Source organism: Corynebacterium lemuris (genome assembly GCF_024919295.1).
Lineage (GTDB): Bacteria > Actinomycetota > Actinomycetes > Mycobacteriales > Mycobacteriaceae > Corynebacterium > Corynebacterium lemuris.
In genome coordinates, this window is the sequence record NZ_JANWTC010000004.1 from 46,457 (window position 1) to 65,605 (window position 19,149).

Annotated in this window: 18 protein-coding genes, 1 pseudogene and 1 riboswitch; of the genes and pseudogenes, 10 read left to right on the forward strand and 9 right to left on the reverse strand. The window is 66.7% G+C overall.

Annotated features, from left to right (window positions below; translation table 11 throughout):
* Positions 1–2: 2 nt before the first annotated feature.
* Both NYP18_RS07185 and gnd read right to left on the reverse strand, forming a co-directional pair.
* Positions 3–185 carry a hypothetical protein gene (locus NYP18_RS07185; protein ID WP_259427496.1) on the reverse strand — a complete coding sequence of 61 codons (183 nt, stop codon included), beginning with the start codon at positions 183–185 and terminating at the stop codon, positions 3–5.
* Positions 186–336: 151 nt separating this feature from the next.
* Positions 337–1,791 carry an NADP-dependent phosphogluconate dehydrogenase gene (gene gnd, locus NYP18_RS07190; protein WP_259427497.1) on the reverse strand — a complete coding sequence of 485 codons (1,455 nt, stop codon included), beginning with the start codon at positions 1,789–1,791 and terminating at the stop codon, positions 337–339.
* 101 nt (positions 1,792–1,892) lie between these two features.
* On the opposite strand from gnd, the gene NYP18_RS07195 reads away from it, so the two are divergent.
* The gene (locus NYP18_RS07195) at positions 1,893–2,345 is read left to right on the forward strand and encodes a PaaI family thioesterase (RefSeq protein ID WP_259427498.1); all 453 of its coding nucleotides are present in this window, start codon (positions 1,893–1,895) and stop codon (positions 2,343–2,345) included.
* Positions 2,346–2,556: 211 nt separating this feature from the next.
* Here NYP18_RS07195 and NYP18_RS07200 read toward each other — a convergent pair whose 3' ends face one another.
* The gene (locus tag NYP18_RS07200) at positions 2,557–3,078 is read right to left on the reverse strand and encodes a hypothetical protein (protein ID WP_259427499.1); all 522 of its coding nucleotides are present in this window, start codon (positions 3,076–3,078) and stop codon (positions 2,557–2,559) included.
* Positions 3,079–3,160: 82 nt separating this feature from the next.
* Between NYP18_RS07200 and NYP18_RS07205 the strand changes: the two genes are divergently transcribed.
* Entirely contained in the window at positions 3,161–3,535 is a 375-nt protein-coding gene (locus NYP18_RS07205) for a helix-turn-helix domain-containing protein (protein ID WP_259427500.1), read from the forward strand.
* A 136-nt stretch (positions 3,536–3,671) separates the two neighbouring features.
* Here the strand turns inward: NYP18_RS07205 and NYP18_RS07210 are convergent, their stop codons facing one another.
* Positions 3,672–3,806, reverse strand: coding sequence for a putative transporter small subunit (locus tag NYP18_RS07210; protein WP_241228335.1), 135 nt, complete (start codon positions 3,804–3,806; stop codon positions 3,672–3,674).
* Positions 3,803–5,542 carry a sodium:solute symporter family transporter gene (locus tag NYP18_RS07215; protein ID WP_259427501.1) on the reverse strand — a complete coding sequence of 580 codons (1,740 nt, stop codon included), beginning with the start codon at positions 5,540–5,542 and terminating at the stop codon, positions 3,803–3,805. Before NYP18_RS07215 ends, NYP18_RS07210 begins: the two co-directional genes overlap by 4 nt.
* Positions 5,543–5,964: 422 nt before the next feature.
* Between NYP18_RS07215 and NYP18_RS07220 the strand changes: the two genes are divergently transcribed.
* Genes NYP18_RS07220 through NYP18_RS07230 form a run of 3 tightly spaced genes read left to right on the forward strand, consistent with a single transcriptional unit; the run spans position 5,965 to position 9,685 of the window.
* The gene (locus tag NYP18_RS07220) at positions 5,965–6,498 is read left to right on the forward strand and encodes a PadR family transcriptional regulator (protein ID WP_259427502.1); all 534 of its coding nucleotides are present in this window, start codon (positions 5,965–5,967) and stop codon (positions 6,496–6,498) included.
* Complete coding sequence (locus NYP18_RS07225; protein ID WP_259427503.1) at positions 6,495–7,232, forward strand: ABC transporter ATP-binding protein; 738 nt, start codon at positions 6,495–6,497, stop codon at positions 7,230–7,232. Before NYP18_RS07220 ends, NYP18_RS07225 begins: the two co-directional genes overlap by 4 nt.
* On the forward strand, positions 7,229–9,685 hold the full coding sequence (locus NYP18_RS07230; RefSeq protein ID WP_259427504.1) for an FtsX-like permease family protein: 2,457 nt from the start codon (positions 7,229–7,231) through the stop codon (positions 9,683–9,685). The genes NYP18_RS07225 and NYP18_RS07230 overlap by 4 nt, the downstream gene beginning before the upstream one ends.
* Here NYP18_RS07230 and corA read toward each other — a convergent pair.
* On the reverse strand, positions 9,610–10,698 hold the full coding sequence (gene corA / locus NYP18_RS07235; RefSeq protein WP_439648065.1) for a magnesium/cobalt transporter CorA: 1,089 nt from the start codon (positions 10,696–10,698) through the stop codon (positions 9,610–9,612). The genes NYP18_RS07230 and corA overlap by 76 nt on opposite strands.
* 39 nt (positions 10,699–10,737) lie before the next feature.
* Between corA and NYP18_RS07240 the strand changes: the two genes are divergently transcribed.
* Together NYP18_RS07240 and NYP18_RS07245 are read left to right on the forward strand one after the other, a co-directional pair.
* Positions 10,738–11,331: a class I SAM-dependent methyltransferase gene (locus tag NYP18_RS07240; protein ID WP_259427505.1), complete on the forward strand. Its 594-nt coding sequence runs from the start codon at positions 10,738–10,740 to the stop codon at positions 11,329–11,331.
* Between the two features lie 4 nt (positions 11,332–11,335).
* A complete protein-coding gene (locus NYP18_RS07245) occupies positions 11,336–12,235 on the forward strand; it encodes a TIGR01777 family oxidoreductase (protein ID WP_259427506.1) in 900 nt (299 codons plus the stop codon).
* 13 nt (positions 12,236–12,248) lie between these two features.
* On the opposite strand, the pseudogene NYP18_RS07250 reads toward NYP18_RS07245, so the two are convergent.
* Positions 12,249–13,775: pseudogene (locus NYP18_RS07250) on the reverse strand (bifunctional hydroxymethylpyrimidine kinase/phosphomethylpyrimidine kinase); the annotation flags it as partial.
* Positions 13,764–13,864, reverse strand: a riboswitch (TPP riboswitch). Its footprint overlaps the pseudogene before it by 12 nt.
* Positions 13,865–13,988: 124 nt before the next feature.
* Entirely contained in the window at positions 13,989–15,410 is a 1,422-nt protein-coding gene (locus tag NYP18_RS07255; protein ID WP_259427507.1) for an NAD(P)/FAD-dependent oxidoreductase, read from the reverse strand.
* Between the two features lie 171 nt (positions 15,411–15,581).
* On the opposite strand from NYP18_RS07255, the gene NYP18_RS07260 reads away from it, so the two are divergent.
* Together NYP18_RS07260 and NYP18_RS07265 are read left to right on the forward strand one after the other, a co-directional pair.
* The gene (locus NYP18_RS07260) at positions 15,582–16,886 is read left to right on the forward strand and encodes an SAM-dependent methyltransferase (protein WP_259427508.1); all 1,305 of its coding nucleotides are present in this window, start codon (positions 15,582–15,584) and stop codon (positions 16,884–16,886) included.
* A complete protein-coding gene (locus NYP18_RS07265) occupies positions 16,883–17,359 on the forward strand; it encodes an SRPBCC domain-containing protein (RefSeq protein ID WP_259427509.1) in 477 nt (158 codons plus the stop codon). The genes NYP18_RS07260 and NYP18_RS07265 overlap by 4 nt, the downstream gene beginning before the upstream one ends.
* Positions 17,360–17,362: 3 nt before the next feature.
* On the opposite strand, the gene NYP18_RS07270 is transcribed toward NYP18_RS07265, so the two are convergent.
* On the reverse strand, positions 17,363–17,794 hold the full coding sequence (locus NYP18_RS07270) for a VOC family protein (RefSeq protein ID WP_259427510.1): 432 nt from the start codon (positions 17,792–17,794) through the stop codon (positions 17,363–17,365).
* A 107-nt stretch (positions 17,795–17,901) separates the two neighbouring features.
* Here NYP18_RS07270 and NYP18_RS07275 point away from each other — a divergent pair, with 107 nt between their 5' ends.
* Entirely contained in the window at positions 17,902–19,137 is a 1,236-nt protein-coding gene (locus tag NYP18_RS07275; RefSeq protein ID WP_259427511.1) for an NAD(P)/FAD-dependent oxidoreductase, read from the forward strand.
* The last annotated feature ends 12 nt before the right edge of the window (positions 19,138–19,149 follow it).

Here is a 19,149-nt window from a genome sequence, read left to right on the forward strand (position 1 = left end):
CTCTAGTGCTTCGTCGTGTTGTAGGTGTCGATCGCCTCGCGGAGGGACCTCCCCGTCTGGGACCATGCCTTCCTGACGTTCTCCATCGGGTCGTGTACCCGGGCCGCGTAGATCACCCGACCGTCGATTGAGTGGGCGATCACTCGTCGCTCCGAGGTCTTCCCCGGTTTCATGGGTGTGCTCATCGGTCATCCCTCCTCCTGTGCGAATAGTGCCGTAACGACATCCCCATTATGGCACCGACCCCGCCGAAATCACCACACCGCCAGATCCGGCAAAGGGAAAACGCGGCAGGAGACGAATGCCTCCTGCCGCGTGTCAGTCCTTGGGCGGGCTCTAGGATTCAACCTCGGAGCGGTCACCGGACCACAGGGTGTGGAAGGTGCCCTCCTTGTCGATGCGTTTGTAGGTGTGCGCACCGAAGAAGTCACGCTGGCCCTGGATGATGGCGGCCGGCAGGCGCTCGGCACGCAGGGAGTCGTAGTAGGACAGCGAGGAGGCGAAGACCGGCACCGGCAGACCCAGCTGGGTGGCGACGATGACGACCTTGCGCCAGGAGTCGATCAGTCCCTCGAGCTCGCCCTTGAAATACGGGTCCAGCAGCAGGGCCGGCAGTGCCGGGTTGGTGTCGTAGGCCTCGACGATACGGTTGAGGAACTTCGCGCGGATGATGCAGCCGCCCCGCCAGATGGTGGCCAGGTCGCGGGGGTCGACGTTCCAGTCGTGCTCGTCGGAGCCGGCCTTGATCTCGTCGAAGCCCTGGGAGTAGGCCACCAGCTTGGAGGCGTACAGCGCGCGGCGGACATCCTCAACGAAGCTCTCCTTGTCCAGGCCGAGCCCGGCGAAATCGGCCAGCTTACCGGTGGGCAGGTTGCCCTGGGCGGCCTTGCGCTGGTCCAGGGAGGAGGACAGTGCCCGGGCGAAGACGGCCTCGCCGATGGCGGTGACCGGCACGCCCAGGTCGAGGGCCTCCTTGACGGTCCAGCGACCGGTGCCCTTCTGGCCGGCGGCGTCGAGGATGACGTCGACAAGCGGCTTGCCCGTCTCGGCGTCCACCTGGCGCAGCACCTCGGCGGTGATCTCGATGAGGTAGGAGTCCAGATCACCCTTGTTCCACTCGGCGAAGACCTCGGCGATCTCCGCCGGGGTCATGCCCGCGCCGAAGCGCAGTAGCTGGTAGGCCTCGCCGATGACCTGCATGTCGGCGTACTCGATTCCGTTGTGGACCATCTTGACGAAGTGGCCCGCCCCGTCCGGGCCGATATGGGTCACGCACGGGGTGCCGTCCACATCGGCGGCGATGGACTCCAGCAGCGGGCCCAGGGTCGCCCAGGACTCCTTCGGACCACCCGGCATGATCGACGGGCCGTTGAGCGCACCCTCCTCACCACCGGAGATACCGGCACCGACGAAGTGGCGGTTACGCGCGGACATCTCCTGCTCACGGCGCACCGTGTCGGTGTAGAGCGCGTTACCGCCGTCGATGATGATGTCACCGTCCTCCATGGCATCCGCCAGCTGGTTGATCACCGCGTCGGTGGCCGGGCCCGCCTGGACCATGATGATCGCCTTACGGGGACGCTCCAGGGAGGCCACGAAATCCGCGATGGTCTCCGACGGGATGAAGGAACCCTCGGAACCGTGCTCCGCGATCAGGTCCCGGGTCTTCTCCGGGGAACGGTTGTAGACGGCGACGGTGTGGCCGCGGGAGGCGAAGTTACGGGCGAGGTTGGATCCCATGACGGCAAGTCCGACGACACCGATCTGGGCGAGATTATCTGGGGTGGTCATACCCGAGGATTCTACGCATGCGACCTGTCTCCGGCACTCACCCCGCCAGGAAGGTCCTATCTTTCCGATAGTTGCAGAGAGGGCCGGTAGGATCGTCCGGCATGAGCGACAACCCCCTGCAGGAACTGATCGACATCGTCCAGGCCGACGGCCCCCTCCCCGTGGCGCTGCCCGCATGGTTCAACACCGCCAACCGGGGCCTCGACCCCCACCTGGGCATCCGCTACACAGCCATCACCCGGGAGAAGATCGTCGCCGAACTGCCGGTGGCCGAGCATCTGCTCCAACCGGCCGGTCTGGTCAACGGCGGGGTGTTCTCGGCCCTGGCGGAATCGGTGGGCAGCCTCGCCGGGGTCATCGCCGCCGGGGCCCCCGTCGTGGGGGTCAACAACTCGACCGACTTCATCGCCGGGGTCAGCCAGGGCGTCATCGAGGCGGTGTCCACCCCGGTGCAGACCGGCCGGCGCACCCAGCTCTGGGAGATCACCATGCGCAACGAAGGACGCCTGGTAGCACGCACCACGCTGCGGACCATGGTGATGGACAGGCCGTAGGGGAGCGGTTGAGGCGGTGGGGGACGTCACGGTCCGGACACCGTGCGCAATATCTGACCTTGACGCGTCAAGTCTGGGGCCCCGAACAGCGACGATGCGCGCCGGGCCCTCCCGGAGCTGTGAGATGTTGCGCACCGCCACAGCGTGCCAGACAGTCACTCGAACTCCGCGGAACTCCCCGGGTTTTCATCGGTGCTGTCCTGGGTCATCTTCACATCGAGCGTGAGTTCCACCCTTGCGCCTTGGGTAACCAGCTGCTTGTAGTGGAAGAGATCCCATCATCGATACGCATGAACAGGCTTGGTGCCGTCTCCAGAGGGAGGGGAAAGTGCCGTAGTAGTTGGCGGCGGTTTTTGCTGGTTACACCTTGCCACCTTCTCCCTGTCCCCATCGTCATCGTCAACGGACCCGCCGCCATTGCCGGAACCACCTCACTCATCGGATCATGGAGCCCGGCAGTGCGGATCCCCAACGCCTCTGCAGCGACACGGAACTCGCGGGGGTCACCGGTGAAGGGCGTGGACAGGGCAGGGTCGCTGACACTGAGTCCCTCAAGGTCCTCCGGAAACAGAAACACCTCGCTGAGGATGTTGTCCTGGCGCCCGTAGGTGATCGTGGCTCCGCCTGCGCTTTGCTCCACCTGAACGATGGTGGCAGGAGCATCCTCTGATTCGGTGTGCATCCTCCCGGCGGACAGATTCCCGATCACTGTGGAGGAGGAGTCGGTGGCCATTAGGTCTCCCGGTGCTCAGCTATAGGGCGAGGCATAATTTATTGTGCGGTCAATAGTCTATCGGCGGGGCACATTCTTTTGTATGCAACCACCGCCACCCGATCTTGAATGGGCAACCTATGGGGCGGCGCTGACACATAGGGCACGGGAACTACGTAGACGTCTTAAGCTCACCCAGGAGGAGCTGTCTGAACGTTCCGGGGTCAGTCGCAACATGATCCAGAACATCGAGCGCGGACATGCCACGGGAAAGCCTGGTGATCCGACAAATCCGACCATGAAGACGCTTTACTCCCTCAGCTATGCACTTGAGGCCCCACCGGCGGTCCTCCTTCCGGACCTGGCGAGCAAAGTTCGGCAGCGTAGCCCCTCAGTAGCCACTTCGCCGGGTATCGAGGAGATCCTCCGCGTGGACATCGCATGGCCAGCAGATCTGGATGTGGAACTGCCGGAATAGCGATGTGCGTCCCCAGGCGTGGCTTTTCCTCAACTCGGTACGAGTTCACCTGCTGATGTCTGATACAGCACTGCCGCTGCTCATAGGCTGAACTTTCAGCACATGAACAGCGGCAGGAGCGGTCGGGATGGCCAAATCAGACAACCGACCGGTTCTCGCGCCGGGCGTCTGCGTAATCCTTGATCACGCCGACGGTGAGTGCGATCAGCACGAGCGCGGCCAGCACCGGCCACATGAGGATGTAGATGGTCATCAGCACCGTGGTCGTCATCGGGTACCTCCCTCCGGGTCGCTGTCAGCCGTCCCGCCGGTGGCCGCCTCCGTGGCCTCCATTGCCGAGGTCTCGGGGCTGTGGATGGTGGTGGTGCGGGTCTTGCCACCCTGGAAGGAGAGCACGCGTTCGTCGATGAGCTCGAAATCGAAACGCTCGTTGCCGCGCAGGCTGATGAGCACGCACAGCAGGGCGCTGACGCCGTAGGCGAGCAGGGCACTGAGCAGGACCGGGTAGTCGCGGAGGAGTCCCACGAAGATCGGCACCATAGCCACGAACATGATCGCTGCGGCGGTGAAACCGGTCCGACGGCCAAAGGTGCCGAAGGCCAGCAGGCCCACCGCGGTCGCGGCACCCAGGGCGGCAAGCAGCTCGAAGAGGACGGCGTGGATCCCGAACAGGGGGATTGTCTCGAAGCGGGTCAGCAGGAAGAAGACCACTGCGACGACCACGGAGATGGTGAAGGCCTTGCTGGTGATCCGGTTCCAGTAGAAGCTGGCGATCACCGGGAAGACCAGCGCCCCCCACAGTCCACCCACGAAGACCAGCAGGTCGAGGATATTGAAGTTGGCGAAGGCCAGGATCACACCACAGGCGGTGGCACCGATCATGGTCATCCGGCCGACCAGCAGCATCGTCTTGGCCTTGACGCGGCCGCGGGCGATGTTCTTGCCGTAGATGTCGGTCATGGCGATCGAGGCCAGTGCCGAGAGGTCGGAATCCGCGGTGGAGGACAGTGAGCCGATGACCATGATGAACAGCGCCACGATCAGGGCGGCCGGCAGGAACTCCACGCCCATCTGCGGGATGAGGTTGTTGGTGCTGCCGTCCACCGGCTGCATACCGATCATCGCGGCCAGCACGCCGAGCATGCCCAGACCGATGACGGTACCGGCGTAGCCGAGGGTTGCCGTGACAAAGGTTGCCTTGATGCGGTCGACCCGCACTGCGAACAGCCGCTGCATGATGGTCTGGTTGCCGATGGCGTAGGCCAGTACAGCCACCATGTAGGGCGCACCCTGGTAGAGGAAGGCGTCCTTCGACCAGAAGTCGGCCTTCTGCGGATCCTGGGCGCGCAGCGTGTCCATGCCGGTCTCGATCATGTCGGGGCCACCTGCGGCGAAGAAGATCACCGGGATGATGATGACCGCGGCACCCATCATGGCCACGAGCTGGACATAGTCGGTGAGTACCGAGGCCCGGAAGCCGGACCAGATGGTGTAGGCGAGCACGCCGACCGCAACCGCGACCACACCGGTGCCGAAGCTGAACGGGGTCAGCATGTACACCAGGGCGCCGGCGGCGGTGAAGTTCGCGGTGAGGCTGATGAGGCTGCCGGCGATGTTCGATACCGCGAGCAACATCTGGCTGGATGAGCCGTGCCGGGCATGGACCATCTCGGCGAGGGTGTGCGCATGGGGTGCGAGCTGGCGGAACCGTTTTCCGAACGGATAGATGCACAGGATCATCAGTGCACCCCACAGTCCGTAGTGGATCGGGCCGGAGATGCCGTAGATGTAGCCGGCCTCGGCGGCGGCGTAGAAGGACGCGGCCCACACCCAGGTCGCGGTCATGGATGAGGCGGAGAAGCCGTATCCGATTTCTCCGGTCGAGACCATGAAGCCGTCGACGTTCTCCTTGCGCTCCCGGATGCTCAAGGTGAGCAGGTAGGTGAAGCCGAAAAAGCCGACCAGCATCACGATGGTGGCGAAGGCGCTGAACTGAAAGCCTTCCAAATCTTCCTCCAGACTTCGGGACCGAAGAATGACGGACCCGCAGGCGCGTGCTGCCGGACGAAATGCCTGGGCTTTCCGGTCCCGAATTCACAGAAATTGCACGTGGTACTGCCTGCGGGTGATTTGAATGCTGCGCCACCATAACAATTTTTGATCCAGACAGCGAATTAAGAATGCAAAACCTATGAATATGGGTGGTGCATGATATGATCACGGATTTCATGTGACCACCGTCTCTGGGCCCCCGGCCTTCCCTCCGAGGTCAGGGGAGCGGCCCTGCGGGTCGCGCGGGTGCCGGCTTCGCAAATTTCGGGGGATGCAGAGGCTTCCTGCCCTGACAACCCTTGCCTGGCCCCGCTCTGCACGATAGGTTACTCAGTAACTTACTCAGTAAGTTTCGGTTTCCGACGAATTGAGTCCTCTTGTCCATCAAATTCTCGCTCCTCAGCCTGCTGGAGGAACAACCTCGCGCGGTAGGCCAGCTCCGAACCGTCTTCGAGGCGCGCACCTCCGCGACCTGGCCGATCAACGTCGGGCAGGTCTACCAGACCGTCCAGCGCCTCCACCGCGACGGCCTGATCACCCATCACGGCACCGACACCTCCGGTTCCGGACGCAGCGCCGAGGTCTACGCCGTCACCGACACCGGCCGGGAGGTCTTGGCCGAGTGGTGGTCCACCCCCGTGCTGCCACCGAAAGACGCCCGCCAGGAACTGGTGATCAAGATCGCGATGGCCGTCACCAACCCCGCCATCAACACCCCAGCACTGATTCTGCGGCAGCGGCAGGCCCTGATGGCTGCACTCCGGGAAGCCACCCGTCAGAAGGCCGCCCTTCCTGCCGCGGCCACGGCCGACCGGCTGCTGCTGGAACACCGCATCTTCGAGCTGGAGGCCCAGGGCCGCTGGCTCGACCACATTGAGACACTTCCCGCCCCTGACCAGGAGACACCATGAGATACCCGCTGTCCACCGACTCTTCCCGGGCACACACCCCGACCAGCACCACTGCCCTTGAACTCCAGGAGGTCACCCGCACCCACCAGGACGGGCCCGCCACAGTCACAGCACTTGACGGCATCTCCCTGGTCCTGGAGCCGGGTGAACTCGTCGCCGTGATGGGACCCTCCGGATCCGGGAAATCCACCCTGCTCAACATCGCCGGCACCCTGGATTCGCCGACCTCAGGGCGGGTGCTGATCAACGGCGTCGACGTCTCGGACCTGTCCCCGGCCGCGGCAGCCGAGATCCGCCGCAGCCACGTCGGATTCGTCTTCCAGGACTTCAACCTCGTCCCGACCCTGACCGCCGCGGAGAACATCGCCCTCCCCCTGGAACTGGGCAGGACCTCCCGCAGACAGGCCCGCACGAAAGCCCTCGAGGTGCTGGAGACACTGGACCTGGCCCAGCTGGCCGACCGTTTCCCCGCCGAGATCTCCGGCGGCCAGGCCCAGCGCGTGGCCATCGGCCGGGCCCTGATCGGCGAGCGCCGACTCCTGCTGGCCGATGAACCCACCGGCGCGCTGGACACCACAACCGGTGAAGGGGTGATGAACCTGCTGCGCCAGCAGATCGACGCCGGTGGTTCCGGTCTGCTGGTCACCCACGAACCACGCTTCGCCGCCTGGGCGGACCGCACCATCTACCTGCGGGACGGCCGCCTCATCGAGGACGAGGAGATCTTCCTGTGAGCCTGACCTTCCGTCTCGCGTGGCGGGACCTGAACACCCACCGGACCACAGCGATCCTCGCCATGGCGCTCTTCGCCCTGCCCCTGACCGCCATCCTGGCACTCGCCGCCGCGGGCAGCAGCGCCACAACCCAGGCCACGGATCCACTGCACCGGTACTCCTCCGCCTTCCTCAGCTACGGCACCTGCTCCGGGATCCCGGGACCCTCCAGCCTCTGCCTGGACCCCGACCACGTGCACTTCCAGGACCTGCCCGGCCATGAACGCCTCACCCAGCAACTGGGCGAGGACCTCACCTTCCACCCCCTGTACCAGACCGGCAGCGACATCACGCTGAGCTCTGGGACCAACACGACCGCAACCCCCGTGACGGCCTTCGACGCCCCGGACCCTGACCGGGAGAGCTTCCCGGCACCGGGTGAGATCCACCTGACCTTCCCGACCGCCTTCATCCTCGACGTCCGGGAGGGGGACGCCGTCCGCATGGGGGAGAGGTCACTGACCGTCGCTTCCGTCTCGGACGCGGATGCCGCCAGGGTGCAGGTCAACCCTCTCGACTTTCCGGGAGGTGACATGCAGCGGGTGCAGCAGTGGTTCAGCCCCGCCCCGCACCTGCCGGAGGCCCAACCCGGCACCGGTATCCGGACCACCGATTCCCCTGTCGGGCGCACGGACCCGCGCATGCTCACCACCTTCAACCGCCTACCTAGCGACATGGTCCTCCCGGTGATCCTCATGGGGCTGATGGCGCTGCTGCTCATGGTCGCCATCATCGGACCCATCTTCGCGGTCGCCGGCCGCCGCCAGCGCCGCACCATGGGCCTGCTCTCCGCCTCCGGGGGCAGCCCCCGCACCCTGCGACGCATCCTGCTGTGGCAGGCCGTGATCGTCGCGGCCCTGGGCGGCGCCCTCGGGGTTACCGCATCCCTTCCGCTCGGCTGGCTCGTGCTCCGGATACTCGGGGTGGAGGCCACCCGGTTCCTCTGGCCCTGGGACCTCGCCCTGGCCGGCTGGCTCTTCGCGCTCGCCTGTGCTGTGGTCGCCGCCATCCAACCGGCCCTCGCCGCTGGACGGGAGGACCCGGTCGTGGCACTGGCCGGCGGTTCCACACAACGCCGTCCCCGGCTCCGGCCCCTCCTGCTGATCGGGCCGGCCGTCATGGCCATCGGGATCATCGGCTCCGCCACCGGCCCCGGGCTGTTCATGCTCATCACCGGCATCGGTGTCCTCCTCTCAGGTGGGGCCACGGTGTGGGCACTGTCGAGGGCCGGAGGCCACCTGCCCCTGCCGGCGCGCCTGGCCGCCCGTGACATCATCCGCCAGGCAACCCGGTCCGCACCGGGAGTCGCCGCAGTCGCCGGCGTGGTCTTCGTCGCCGCGATGGCCGCGGCATTTCCCGCCACGACCTCCACGCTCGGCTCCACAGCCAATCTCGTGATGGTCTCCGCCACCCAGCAGTTGACCAGCATCGGCCGCCACACCGACAACATCACCCAGGTAGGAGAGCAGCTCGGTAACGGGCACATCACCCGGCACGATCTCTTCATCCCGGCCCCCGACCAGATCCACGTCACCGGAGCACACCCGCTGCCCTCCGCCTGGCAGCAGGCCGGCATCTTCAGCGACATCATCATCGCCGGCCCCGAACTGCTCCACACCCTTGCCGACCTCAGCGAGGAGGACCACACCCGCGCCGCAGCAGCCCTGCAGGAAGGCACCGGAATACTCGGTGTCCCCACCCCGGACCAGAAACTGACCTTCTCCGACGGACAGACCCTCGAAACGGTCACCGTCCCCAGCGACCCGGAATTCGGCCTGCTGATCACCCCGGAGACCGCCACCGCCCTGGGGATCACCACCACCTACGTGGCCAGCGCCCTCATACCGGAACAGCCCATGTCAGAACTGCTCAAAGCCCGGCTCGCGGTGACCAACGGCGGACTCGACCACACCCTCGCCACCGTGCACATCCCCGGCGTGGACCCCAACGTCATAGTCTTCACCCTGGCGCCGGTCCTGCTCTCCCTTATCACCGCCTTCGCCGTGGCCGCACTGATCATCTACCTCTCCGCAGCTGAATCCCGACGCGATCTGCACACCCTCTGGTCCGTCGGCGCCCAACCCGGCATCCTGCGCCACTTCACCGCCGCACAGGGCACGATGATCGCCACCGCAGGCATGCTCCTCGGCCTTGCCGCAGGACTCCTCACCGCCATTGCCACGGCCATCGACTCCGGCAGCGGCCCCGCCATCACCACCCACTGGCTCAACACCCCGTTACTGGTCCTCACCATCGGCCTCCCCGTCACCGGCTGGCTCACCGGCACCCTCTTCGGGGCACTGATCAACCGGCGCGCCGGGTCAGCGCCACCCCAGGCTCACAGCCAGTTGTTGCGGCGGAACCACCAGAACATCAGGATCACCACGACGATGATGAAGCCCAGGACCAGGTAGTAGCCGTAGGGGTGGTGCAGCTCGGGCATGTTGGTGAAGTTCATGCCGTAGATCCCGGCGATCAGCGTCGGCGCGGCGGCCATGCCCACCACCGCGGAGATGGTGCGCATGTCGGTGTTCTGCTGCATGGTGATCTTCGCCACCGAGGCGTCGATAAGCGCGGTCAGACGCTCGTCGTAACCGGCGATCTGGTCCTTGACGGCCATCTCATGGTCGAGGACGTCACGGAAATAACTGCGCAGCTGCTTGCCCAGGATGTCCCGGTTCTCCGTGATCAGGGCACGCAGGGCGGGGGCCAGGGGATCGGTGGAGTGCCGCATCTCCAGGATCTCGCGTTTGTACATGTAGATCTGCTCGATGTTGAAGCGCGAACCGGGGGTGAAGACCTCCTCCTCCAGGTCGTCGACCTCCTGCTCCAGCTGCTCGGCGATGCGGCTGTAGTCATCCACCAGGTGGTCGGCCACCCGCCAGGCCAGTGCCGCCGGACCCAGGGCCACCAGCTCCGGGTTGTGCTCCACCGCCTCGGACAGTTCCGGAAGATCGGCGCCGTGGCGCACCGTGATGATGAAATCCGGGCCGATGAGCATCTGCACCTCACCGGTGGTGATGATCTCCCGGGAATCCCCCTCGGAGGCCTCGGCATGGAAGTTCACCGAACGCACGACCATGAACAGCTGATCGTCATAACGCTCCACCTTCGGCCGCTGATGCGCGGTCACCGCATCCTCCACGATCAGGGGGTGGATACCGAACTCCGCAGCGACCCGCTCCATCTGGTGGTCATCCGGCTCCTGCAGACCCAGCCACACGAAACCGCTGCCATGCTCACGGACCTCCTGCAAGGCCGAGCTGACGATGTACTCACCCGGCAACCGCCGACCGTCCATGAACACCCGGCAGTGATCGATCGCCCGCTCCAGCGGCACCCGCAGACGCCGGTACTCCGCCACAGACCGGGAGGTGCCGTTGCGGCGGACGCGGGGAGGCAGGGCTCTCTCGAAAGGACTGGGCACCCGACCAGCTTAACCCCCATCGTTTCTATACTGGGGGCCATGCCCACCTGGAATGACGTGACCACGCAGAACCCCGACCACTCGGAGAACTACGCCCGCCGCTGGCAGCTGATGATCGAACGCGGCGAAGACATCGACGGCGAAGCCCGGCTTGTCGACGCCCTCGCACCCCGCCAAGCCCGCATCCTCGACGCCGGCTGCGGTCAAGGCCGTGTCGGCGGCTACCTCGCCGCCCGGGGCCACGAGGTCACCGGCACCGACCTCGATCCGATCCTCATCGAACACGCCCGCACCCTCTACCCGGACGCCACCTGGCTGGTCGGGGACTTGAGCACCGACGAGATCCCCGCCGGCAACTTCGACCTGGTCGTCTCCGCCGGCAACGTCATGGGCTTCCTCGCCGAGGACGGCCGCCTACCCGCCCTACGCAACATCACGCAGACACTCAATCCCGGCGGGCGCTTCATCGTCGGCTTCGGCGCCGGCCGCGGCTGGGGCTTCGACGACTTCATGGCCACCACCACCCAGGCCGGCCTCGAACCCGAGAACGTCTTCGAGTCCTGGGACCTGAAACCCTTCACCGAACGATCCGACTTCCTCGTCGCCATCTTCACCCGACCGGCAGGGGAGTAGAACCATGACACCCACCAGAATCATCATCTCCGGAGCCTCCGGCCTCATCGGCACCGCCCTGCGCACCTCCCTGCAAGCAGACGGCATCCAGGTCACCACCCTCGTCCGCCGACCACCCCGCACCAGCAACGAAATCTCCTGGGACCCCGGCCACACCCCCCTCAACCCGGACGTCCTCGCCGGAGCCGAAGCCGTGGTCAACCTCAACGGAGCCAGCATCGGCAAGCTCCCCTGGACAGCCAAATACCGGGAGATCCTGCGCAGCTCCCGCCTGGACCCCACCCGCACCCTCGCCGACGCCCTCCACCACCTCGGACCAGACGCCCCCATGCTCATCTCCGCCTCCGCCACCGGCATCTACGGCAACCGACCCGGCGAAACCCTCACCGAAACCAGCCCCCCAGGCGACGGCTTCCTCGCCCAGCTCTGCACCGACTGGGAAGCCGAGGCACTCACAGCCGGCCCGGAGGTGAAGGTCGCCCTGCTACGCACCGCCTCCCTCCTGCACCCCGAGGCAGTACTCAAACCCCTGATCCCGCTGACCCGCTTCGGCGTGAGCGGCCCACTGGGCAACGGCCGGCAGATCTGGCCCTGGTTCTCCCTGGAAGACGAGGTCAGCGCCATCCGCCACATCATCGACAACCACATCACCGGCCCCGTCAACCTCACCGGCCCCACCCCCGCAAGCGCACAGGCAATCGGACACCACCTCGCCAAACGCCTGCACCGCCCCTACCTGCTACCCGCCCCCAGGTGGGCCCTGCGCCGGGCCATCGGCCGCGAAGCCGCCAACTCCCTCCTCCTGGCGGACGCGAAGATCATCCCGGAGGTACTCACCCGGACCGGCTTCCAGTTCACCGCCCACACCGCACGCCAGGCCATCGACACCGCCCTCCAGCAGTAGGCGCGCCGGGCTGTTACCAGGCGCGGTCGGCCTGGGCGAAGAACTCCCGTTCGTAGGTGCATGCGTTGAGGTAGGCGGCCATCGCCTGTTCCCGCTCCTCCTCGGAGGCGGCGGCCAGGGCCCGTTCGGTGCGCGCGATGGCCGCACGCGCCCCGGCGGTGAACTCCTCCCCGCCGTAGGTGTCCAGCCACACCTGATAGGGGTGACCGTCGTGGTTGTCGCGCATCAGCTCGAAACCGATCTCGGCGTAGAGCCAGAAACACGGCAGCACCGTGGCGGCACCGACCGCATAGGGCTCCACGGCACAGGAGGCGACGAGGAAGCTGGTGTAGGCCAGGGTGACGGGGGAGGGGGCGGTGACCGTGATGTCTTTGGTACCCAGCCAGTCACGGTGCAGCTGCGCCTCTCCCTCGAGGACCTCCCGGGCGCTTTCCGCCCAGCCGATCTGGCCCTCCTGGTCCGGTGCACCGGCCGAGAGCAGTGCCAGGGCGCGGGAGTAACGGTTGAGGTACTGGGCGTCCTGATCAAGGTAGAAGGAGAAATCCCCCTGGCGTAGCGTGCCCTCACGCAATTCGCGGATGAAGGCCAGATCCATGATCTCCGCCCAGACCTGCCCCGTGGCCGCCCACAGGGCACGGGTGTGCGGGCCGGCCGGCGCCAGATGTGGCACCGGTGCGGGTGCCGTGGGCAGGGAACCGCTCAGGTGCGGCCACGGGATGGCATCGGCCGCGGCCGTCAGCCGGTGGGTGCGGTGGAAGTGGTCCACCGGTCCGTGCCCGCCCCCGACCTCCAGGTCATCGGCGTGGCGGATCGCCTCGTGCAGCCAGCGGGTCGACCACTCCAGTGCGTCGGCGACCGGCTCCCCGGCGGCCAGGCGGGTGGCCAGCGCCGCGGAGAGCGAGCAGCCGGTGCCATGGGTGTTCTTCGTGTCCACCCGGCGGGTGGGTACGTGGTGGACCGAGCCGTCCGGGTGCACGACGGCGTTGTCGGCCGCCACACCGGTCAGGTGTCCGCCCTTGACGATGACCACGGTTTCCGTCTCCGCCGCAAGACCCGTGGCCTGGATGATCGCCACATCGAGGTCGGTGGCCATCTCTGTATCGCAGAGCACCGCCAGCTCCCGCAGGTTCGGGGTGACCACATCCACCCGGCGCACCAGCTCCCGTACAGCGGCCTCAGCATGAGGTTCCAGCAGCCGGTCCCCGGAACTGGCGACCATCACCGGGTCCAGCACCACCTGGCCCACCTCGCGGGTTGCCAGCGCCTCGGCGACGACGGCGACGGTGGCGGCGTCGCCAAGCATGCCGATCTTCACCGCATCCACCATCACATCGTCGAAGACGGCGGCCAGCTGCTCACGGAGGAAGTCATGGGGCGGGGTGTGCACCGAACGCACCCCGTGGGTGTTCTGGGCGACCAGGGCTGTGACCGCCGCCATGCCGAATCCCCCGGCCGCGGCGATGGACTTCAGGTCCGCCTGGATGCCTGCACCTCCCGTCGGGTCGGTGCCGGCGATGGACAGAACGCGTGGTTGAGTCACGACAATCCCTCCGCTAGTTCTAGCTAGATCAGGTTCCATGGGTGTGTTCTCAGCACGGCCCTGCAAGCCGTGCACCCCAATGTCGTGGACGAGCCTATCAGGACCCCGCGGGGCCTCCGCGTGCCCCGGCGCAGGCATCAATTTCCGCAGGACGAAAAAGGGCCCGGCAGGAAAACTCTCCTGCCGGGCCCCGGAATGGGCGCGGGCGAACCGTCAGCGCAGCTGCTTTTTGCCGGTGAACTTGGTGGTGTCCCGCAGCTCGATCGGGGTGTCTCCCTCGATCTCGGAGGTGAACTCCTGGAGCTTCATCAGGGCGGTGCGCGAGTGCAGCTGCTGGCGGGTGGTGGCCAGGTTGTAGCGCTTCGGCGCGACGCTGTTGAGACCCCAGTTGAGCATGGAGATCATGCGGTTACGGAAGCCGACGAGGAAGAGCACGTGCACGGCCAGCCACAGCATCCAGCCGATGACGCCGGTCACCTCGACCTTGCCCATCTTCACCACGGCGCTGAAGCGGGAGACGATGGCCATGGAACCCTTGTCGAAGTACTCGAAAGGCTCGCGCTGCTCGACGGTGCTGCGGCCGGAGAGCTCATCGGAGATCAGCTCGGATGCGTACTGGCCGCCCTGGATGGCGACCTGGGCCACGCCCGGCAGGTTCTGGTAGTTCATCATGTCGCCGACGACGAAGACGTTCTTGTGCCTGCCCACGGTCAGGTCGTCGTTGACGACGACACGCCCGGCGCGGTCGACCTCGGCACCGGACTGTTCAGCCACGAGCTGACCCAGCGGGGAGGCTGCCACACCGGCGGACCAGATCTTGGTGAAGGTGTCGATGGTCGTCTCGGTGCCGTCGACGGTGCTCTTGTAGGTGACGGAGTTGTCGTCGACGTCGGTGACCATGGCGTTGAGTCGGACGTCCACACCCAGTTTCTCCAGCTGGCGCTGGGCGTTGCGACCCAGGCGCTTGCCGAAGGGCGGCAGCACCTGCGGGGCGCCGTCCAGGAGGATGATCTTCGCGGCGGCCGGGGAGAAGTTGGAGTACTCGCCGGTCAGGGTGCGGTGGGAGAGCTCGGCCAGCTGGCCGGCCAGCTCCACACCGGTGGGACCGGCGCCGACGATGACGAAGGTGAGGAGGCGCTCCCGCTGCGCCGGGTCCTTGGCCAGTTCGGCGCGTTCGAAGGCGCCGATGACGCGGGCCCGGATCTCCAGGGCATCATCGATCGTCTTCATGCCCGGGGCGTACTGGGCGAAGTGGTCGTTGCCGAAATAGGACTGGGAGGCGCCTGCGGCGACGATGAGGGAGTCGTATTCGAAGGTGCGGGTGTAGGTACCCAGGGAGGTGGTGACCACCTGCTTCTCCAGGTTGATGTCGGTGACCTCACCCTTGACCACGTTGGCGTTCTCCTGGCCCTTGAGCACCTGTCGGGTCGAGGGGGCGATCTCGCCGGAGGAGAGGATGCCGGTGGCCACCTGGTAGAGCAGCGGCTGGAACAGGTGATGGTTCGTCCGGTCGATGATGGTGACATCGACGTCGGCGTTCTTCAGGTCCTGGGCGGCGAAGAGGCCGCCGAATCCGGACCCGATGATGACCACATGGTGGCGGCCGCCTTCAGGACGGGAGGGGGTGTTCGTCATTGAAGATCAGTTCCTCATCTACTAGCGGGAAGCAACGGCACCCATCGTATCCCGTTCCCGGGTGCCGGCGGGACCGGGGAGCCGAGAAATCCGTGGCTAACCCCGATTCCGGACATCGGAATGGTGGGGCATTCGTGTTTCGGGGCGCTGCGGGGGTTAGGATCGTCGGTTGTGAGGCATCCCCATCTGGCGGCCATCGACGCCGCGGCGTGGCCCGGTCTGGCTGACGTCCCGACCGGACGGCTCATCAGCATGCGCGCCCGCATGGCGGAGGCCGCCTTCGCCCGGGCCTGCGCGCAGGCCGGGCTGGACCCGGATCCGGCCGGGAAGGCTGACCTCGTCGTCGAATACGACACCCTCTTCCACCGCGTGGCGGTCTCGGGCTGGCTGGGACTCGCGGAGGGATACATGGCCGGGGAATGGCACTCGGAGCGTCTCACGGATATTCTGGAGGCCTTCATCCGCGTCGGATACCGGCCCCGTCCGGGCAGACCCGGCAAGGTCCTGCCCGCCGGGCGCTACGGCGGGGGGGAGCTGCCCACCGAACTGGTCCGTCTGAGCTCCGGTGACGGACTGAGCGCTTTCGCCGGGGTTTTCGCCTCCGGGGTGCCCACGACGGTGCGCACCGCTGTGTCCAGCCACGTCCCGGGCCATTCCCGCGACCGCGGCCGGGCCACCTACTTCGTGGACAAGACGACGTTCTCCGCACCCGTGGATGTGGACCGGGGCGATCTCGGTGATGCGCAGGAACGCACCGTCATGCGGCTTCTCGACGCCGCGCGGGTCACCGGCGGCACCCATCTCCTGGAATACCCGGGTTCCGGCGGCGCGGTGGCGATTGCTGCGGCGCACCGGCGGGCGACCGTCGATACGCTCACCGCAGACCCGGAGCATGCCCGGGCGGTCGGGGAGCAGCTCATGCTCGCGGGTGTCGACGCCTCGGTGCACACCGCCATCATTGAGCGTCCGGTGCCCGGTCCGCGGGACTGGCGGGGCAGCTACGACGCGATCGTGTCGGTGGAGCGCCTCGAGGTCCTCGATGAACATGACCGGGTGCCTTATATCCGGGCCCTGGACCGGTTGCTGACCATCGGCGGTTTCATCGCGATGCAGTCGGCGGTGGCCACCGAGACCATGACCCCCACCGCCAGGGCCGCCCTCGACCCGCTGCGGGCCTATGTCTGGCCGGGGCTGGACTACCCGACGATCACGGACATCCATAAGCTGGTCGACCGCGAATCGGGCCTGCGCATCACCGGGGAGACGCACCTGGGCAGCCACCAGCAGCGTTCCCTGGCGATGCAGCGCTCGCTGTTCGACGGACAGATGCGTGAGGCCGCCGCCGCCGGCTTCGACATCGCGTTCCGACGCCTGTGGGCCTACCAGTTCGCCCTCCGCGAGGCCCTGTACCGCCTGGGCATGCTCGACACCGTCCAGTTCACGCTCACCCACCGCGACCGGAGGGGACGTCGATGACTGTCCGACCTTCCGGCCATGCCGTCCGCATCGGCGACACCGTCCGCGTGGATGTGGTCCGCGTTTTCCCGCACGATCAGGCCACGGTCTTTTCCTTCCTCACCGAATCAGCACGTCTGGGGCGCTGGTACGGCACCTGGGCCGGGGACCCGGCCACCGGTACCGTGCTCCTGAACTTCGTGGAGAACCCCGCTGAACCGGCCGAGGTCCGCATCCTGACCTGCGAGCGACCCGACCGCCTTGCCGTGGGTCTGCCCATGGGCTGGGAGGTTGACCTCAGCCTCGCGCCGACCCCCGGTGGCACGCACCTCGTGCTCACCCAGCTTCTCGACGCCGCCACCCCGCCCGGCGACATCGGCGCCGGCTGGGAGTACTACCTCGACCGCCTGGGCCGGGTGTTGGCCGGGGAGGACGCGGACAGTGTCGACTGGGCCGACTACCATCCGGGCCTGGTGGCGCACTACACGCCCTGACCGCTACTGCGCGGCGATGTTGAACATCCAGATCGTGCCGAAACGGTCGGTGATCTGGCCGAAGGTCGCTCCCCACGGGGCCTGCTCCAGCGGCAGGGTGATGGTGCCGCCCTCTGCGAGCTGCTCCCAGTGCTCCCGGATCTGCTCCGCCTGAGCGGGGCCACCGGTGATCGACAGGGGAGTGTCATCGCCCTTCTGCGGCAGCTGCCCGCCCGGGGCATCCGCAGCGAAGAGGACATTACGGTCGTTGATGAGCAGCTCGGAGTGCATGACCTTGTCTCCCAGGTCACCGAGTTCCTCGTCGGTGTGGACGGAAGAGTAGGACATGATCTGCAGCTCGCCACCGAAGATCCGCTGGTAGGTCTCCATGGCCTCCCGGGCGGTACCCGGGAAACGCCGGTAGGGGGTGATGTCTGCCTGCGTGTGGGTCGTCATGGCCCCGACGGTACGCCTTCCGAAGCGCTCCTGTGGGGTGGGACACAGGACTAGTGTGGGATATAGCACATAAACCCATCCGATTCCCTGAGGACGGTGCAGGCAGCATGTCAAACCCCAACGAAGTGAAATCAACTCTGGAACCCGCCTATGACCACGTGATCGTCGGCGGGGGCGTGGCCGCTGACAAAGCGGCCCGGGCGATCCGGGAGGTGGCCCCGGACACCTCCGTGCTGATCATCTCCGATATCAGCGATGGCCCGCTCTACCGGCCCGGTCTGTCCAAGGACCTGTGGCTCAAACCCAATGCGGAGCTGGACAGCATCGACCTGGCCACCAAGGAGAACACCGGCGCCGAACTCCTGCTGGGCACCCGGGTGACCGCCATCGACCCGGAGGGGCACACCGTGACCACCGCCGATGGGCAGCAGGTCGGCTACGGGAAGCTGCTACTGGCCACCGGCGCCTCCGCCCGGCACATCGGCACCCCGGACGATGAGCGCATCGTCTACTACCGCAACGCCGATGACTACCGCCACCTGCGCTCCATGGTCTCCGAGGGCACCCGCGTCGCCATCGTCGGCGGCGGCTACATCGCCTCCGAGATGGCCGCCGGGCTGGCAGCCGTGGGCGCCGACGTCAGCGTCCACTTCCCGGGCAAACGCATCCTGGAGCAGATGTTCCCCGACTCGATCACCGGGCATCTGTCCAAGCTCTACGAATCAAAAGGGGTCAGCCTCAACGGCGACTTCTTCCTCGACTCGCTGTCCGCCGGGGAAAAGCTCGTGCTGAAGTCCAGGTCCGGCGACGAGGTGGTCGCGGATGTCGTCGTCCTCGGCCTGGGCGCGGCCCCCAACACCCAGCTCGCCGAGGAAGCCGGCCTGACCCTCGAGATGGGCGGCGTGCTCGTCGACGAGACCCTGGCCACCAGTGCCCCCGACATCTACGCCGCCGGCGACATCGCCACCTACGATGACCCCATCCTCGGCCGTCGCCGCGTCGAGCATATGGCCATGGCGGAGCGCTCCGGCGATGCGGCCGGGCGCACCATGGCCGGAGAACGCACCGAATACCGCTACACCCCGCTGTTCTGGTCCGACCTCTTCGATGACGGCTACGAGGCCGTGGGGGAGACCCGCACCAACCACCGCGTCGAGGAGCACTGGAACGACGAGCACACCGCTGCCGTCCTCTACTACCTCGACGACAACGATGTCGTACGCGGCGTCCTGTTGTGGAACACCTGGGATAGCGTGCCCAGGGCCCGCGAAGTCATGGCCGCTTCCAAGGAGGGCAAGCTGGCCGCCTCCGAGTTGGCCGGGCAGATCACCCCGGGAGGCTGACGGCCCAGGACG

Bases quoted from the DNA above. Each gene is read 5' to 3' on its own strand.
- NYP18_RS07185 (WP_259427496.1), bottom strand. From the start codon at position 185: ATGAGCACACCCATGAAACCGGGGAAGACCTCGGAGCGACGAGTGATC.
- gnd (WP_259427497.1), bottom strand. From the start codon at position 1,791: ATGACCACCCCAGATAATCTCGCCCAGATCGGTGTCGTCGGACTTGCC.
- NYP18_RS07195 (WP_259427498.1), top strand. From the start codon at position 1,893: ATGAGCGACAACCCCCTGCAGGAACTGATCGACATCGTCCAGGCCGAC.
- NYP18_RS07200 (WP_259427499.1), bottom strand. From the start codon at position 3,078: ATGGCCACCGACTCCTCCTCCACAGTGATCGGGAATCTGTCCGCCGGG.
- NYP18_RS07205 (WP_259427500.1), top strand. From the start codon at position 3,161: ATGCAACCACCGCCACCCGATCTTGAATGGGCAACCTATGGGGCGGCG.
- NYP18_RS07210 (WP_241228335.1), bottom strand. From the start codon at position 3,806: ATGACGACCACGGTGCTGATGACCATCTACATCCTCATGTGGCCGGTG.
- NYP18_RS07225 (WP_259427503.1), top strand. From the start codon at position 6,495: ATGAGATACCCGCTGTCCACCGACTCTTCCCGGGCACACACCCCGACC.
- NYP18_RS07240 (WP_259427505.1), top strand. From the start codon at position 10,738: ATGCCCACCTGGAATGACGTGACCACGCAGAACCCCGACCACTCGGAG.
- NYP18_RS07245 (WP_259427506.1), top strand. From the start codon at position 11,336: ATGACACCCACCAGAATCATCATCTCCGGAGCCTCCGGCCTCATCGGC.
- NYP18_RS07255 (WP_259427507.1), bottom strand. From the start codon at position 15,410: ATGACGAACACCCCCTCCCGTCCTGAAGGCGGCCGCCACCATGTGGTC.
- NYP18_RS07265 (WP_259427509.1), top strand. From the start codon at position 16,883: ATGACTGTCCGACCTTCCGGCCATGCCGTCCGCATCGGCGACACCGTC.
- NYP18_RS07270 (WP_259427510.1), bottom strand. From the start codon at position 17,794: ATGACGACCCACACGCAGGCAGACATCACCCCCTACCGGCGTTTCCCG.
- NYP18_RS07275 (WP_259427511.1), top strand. From the start codon at position 17,902: ATGTCAAACCCCAACGAAGTGAAATCAACTCTGGAACCCGCCTATGAC.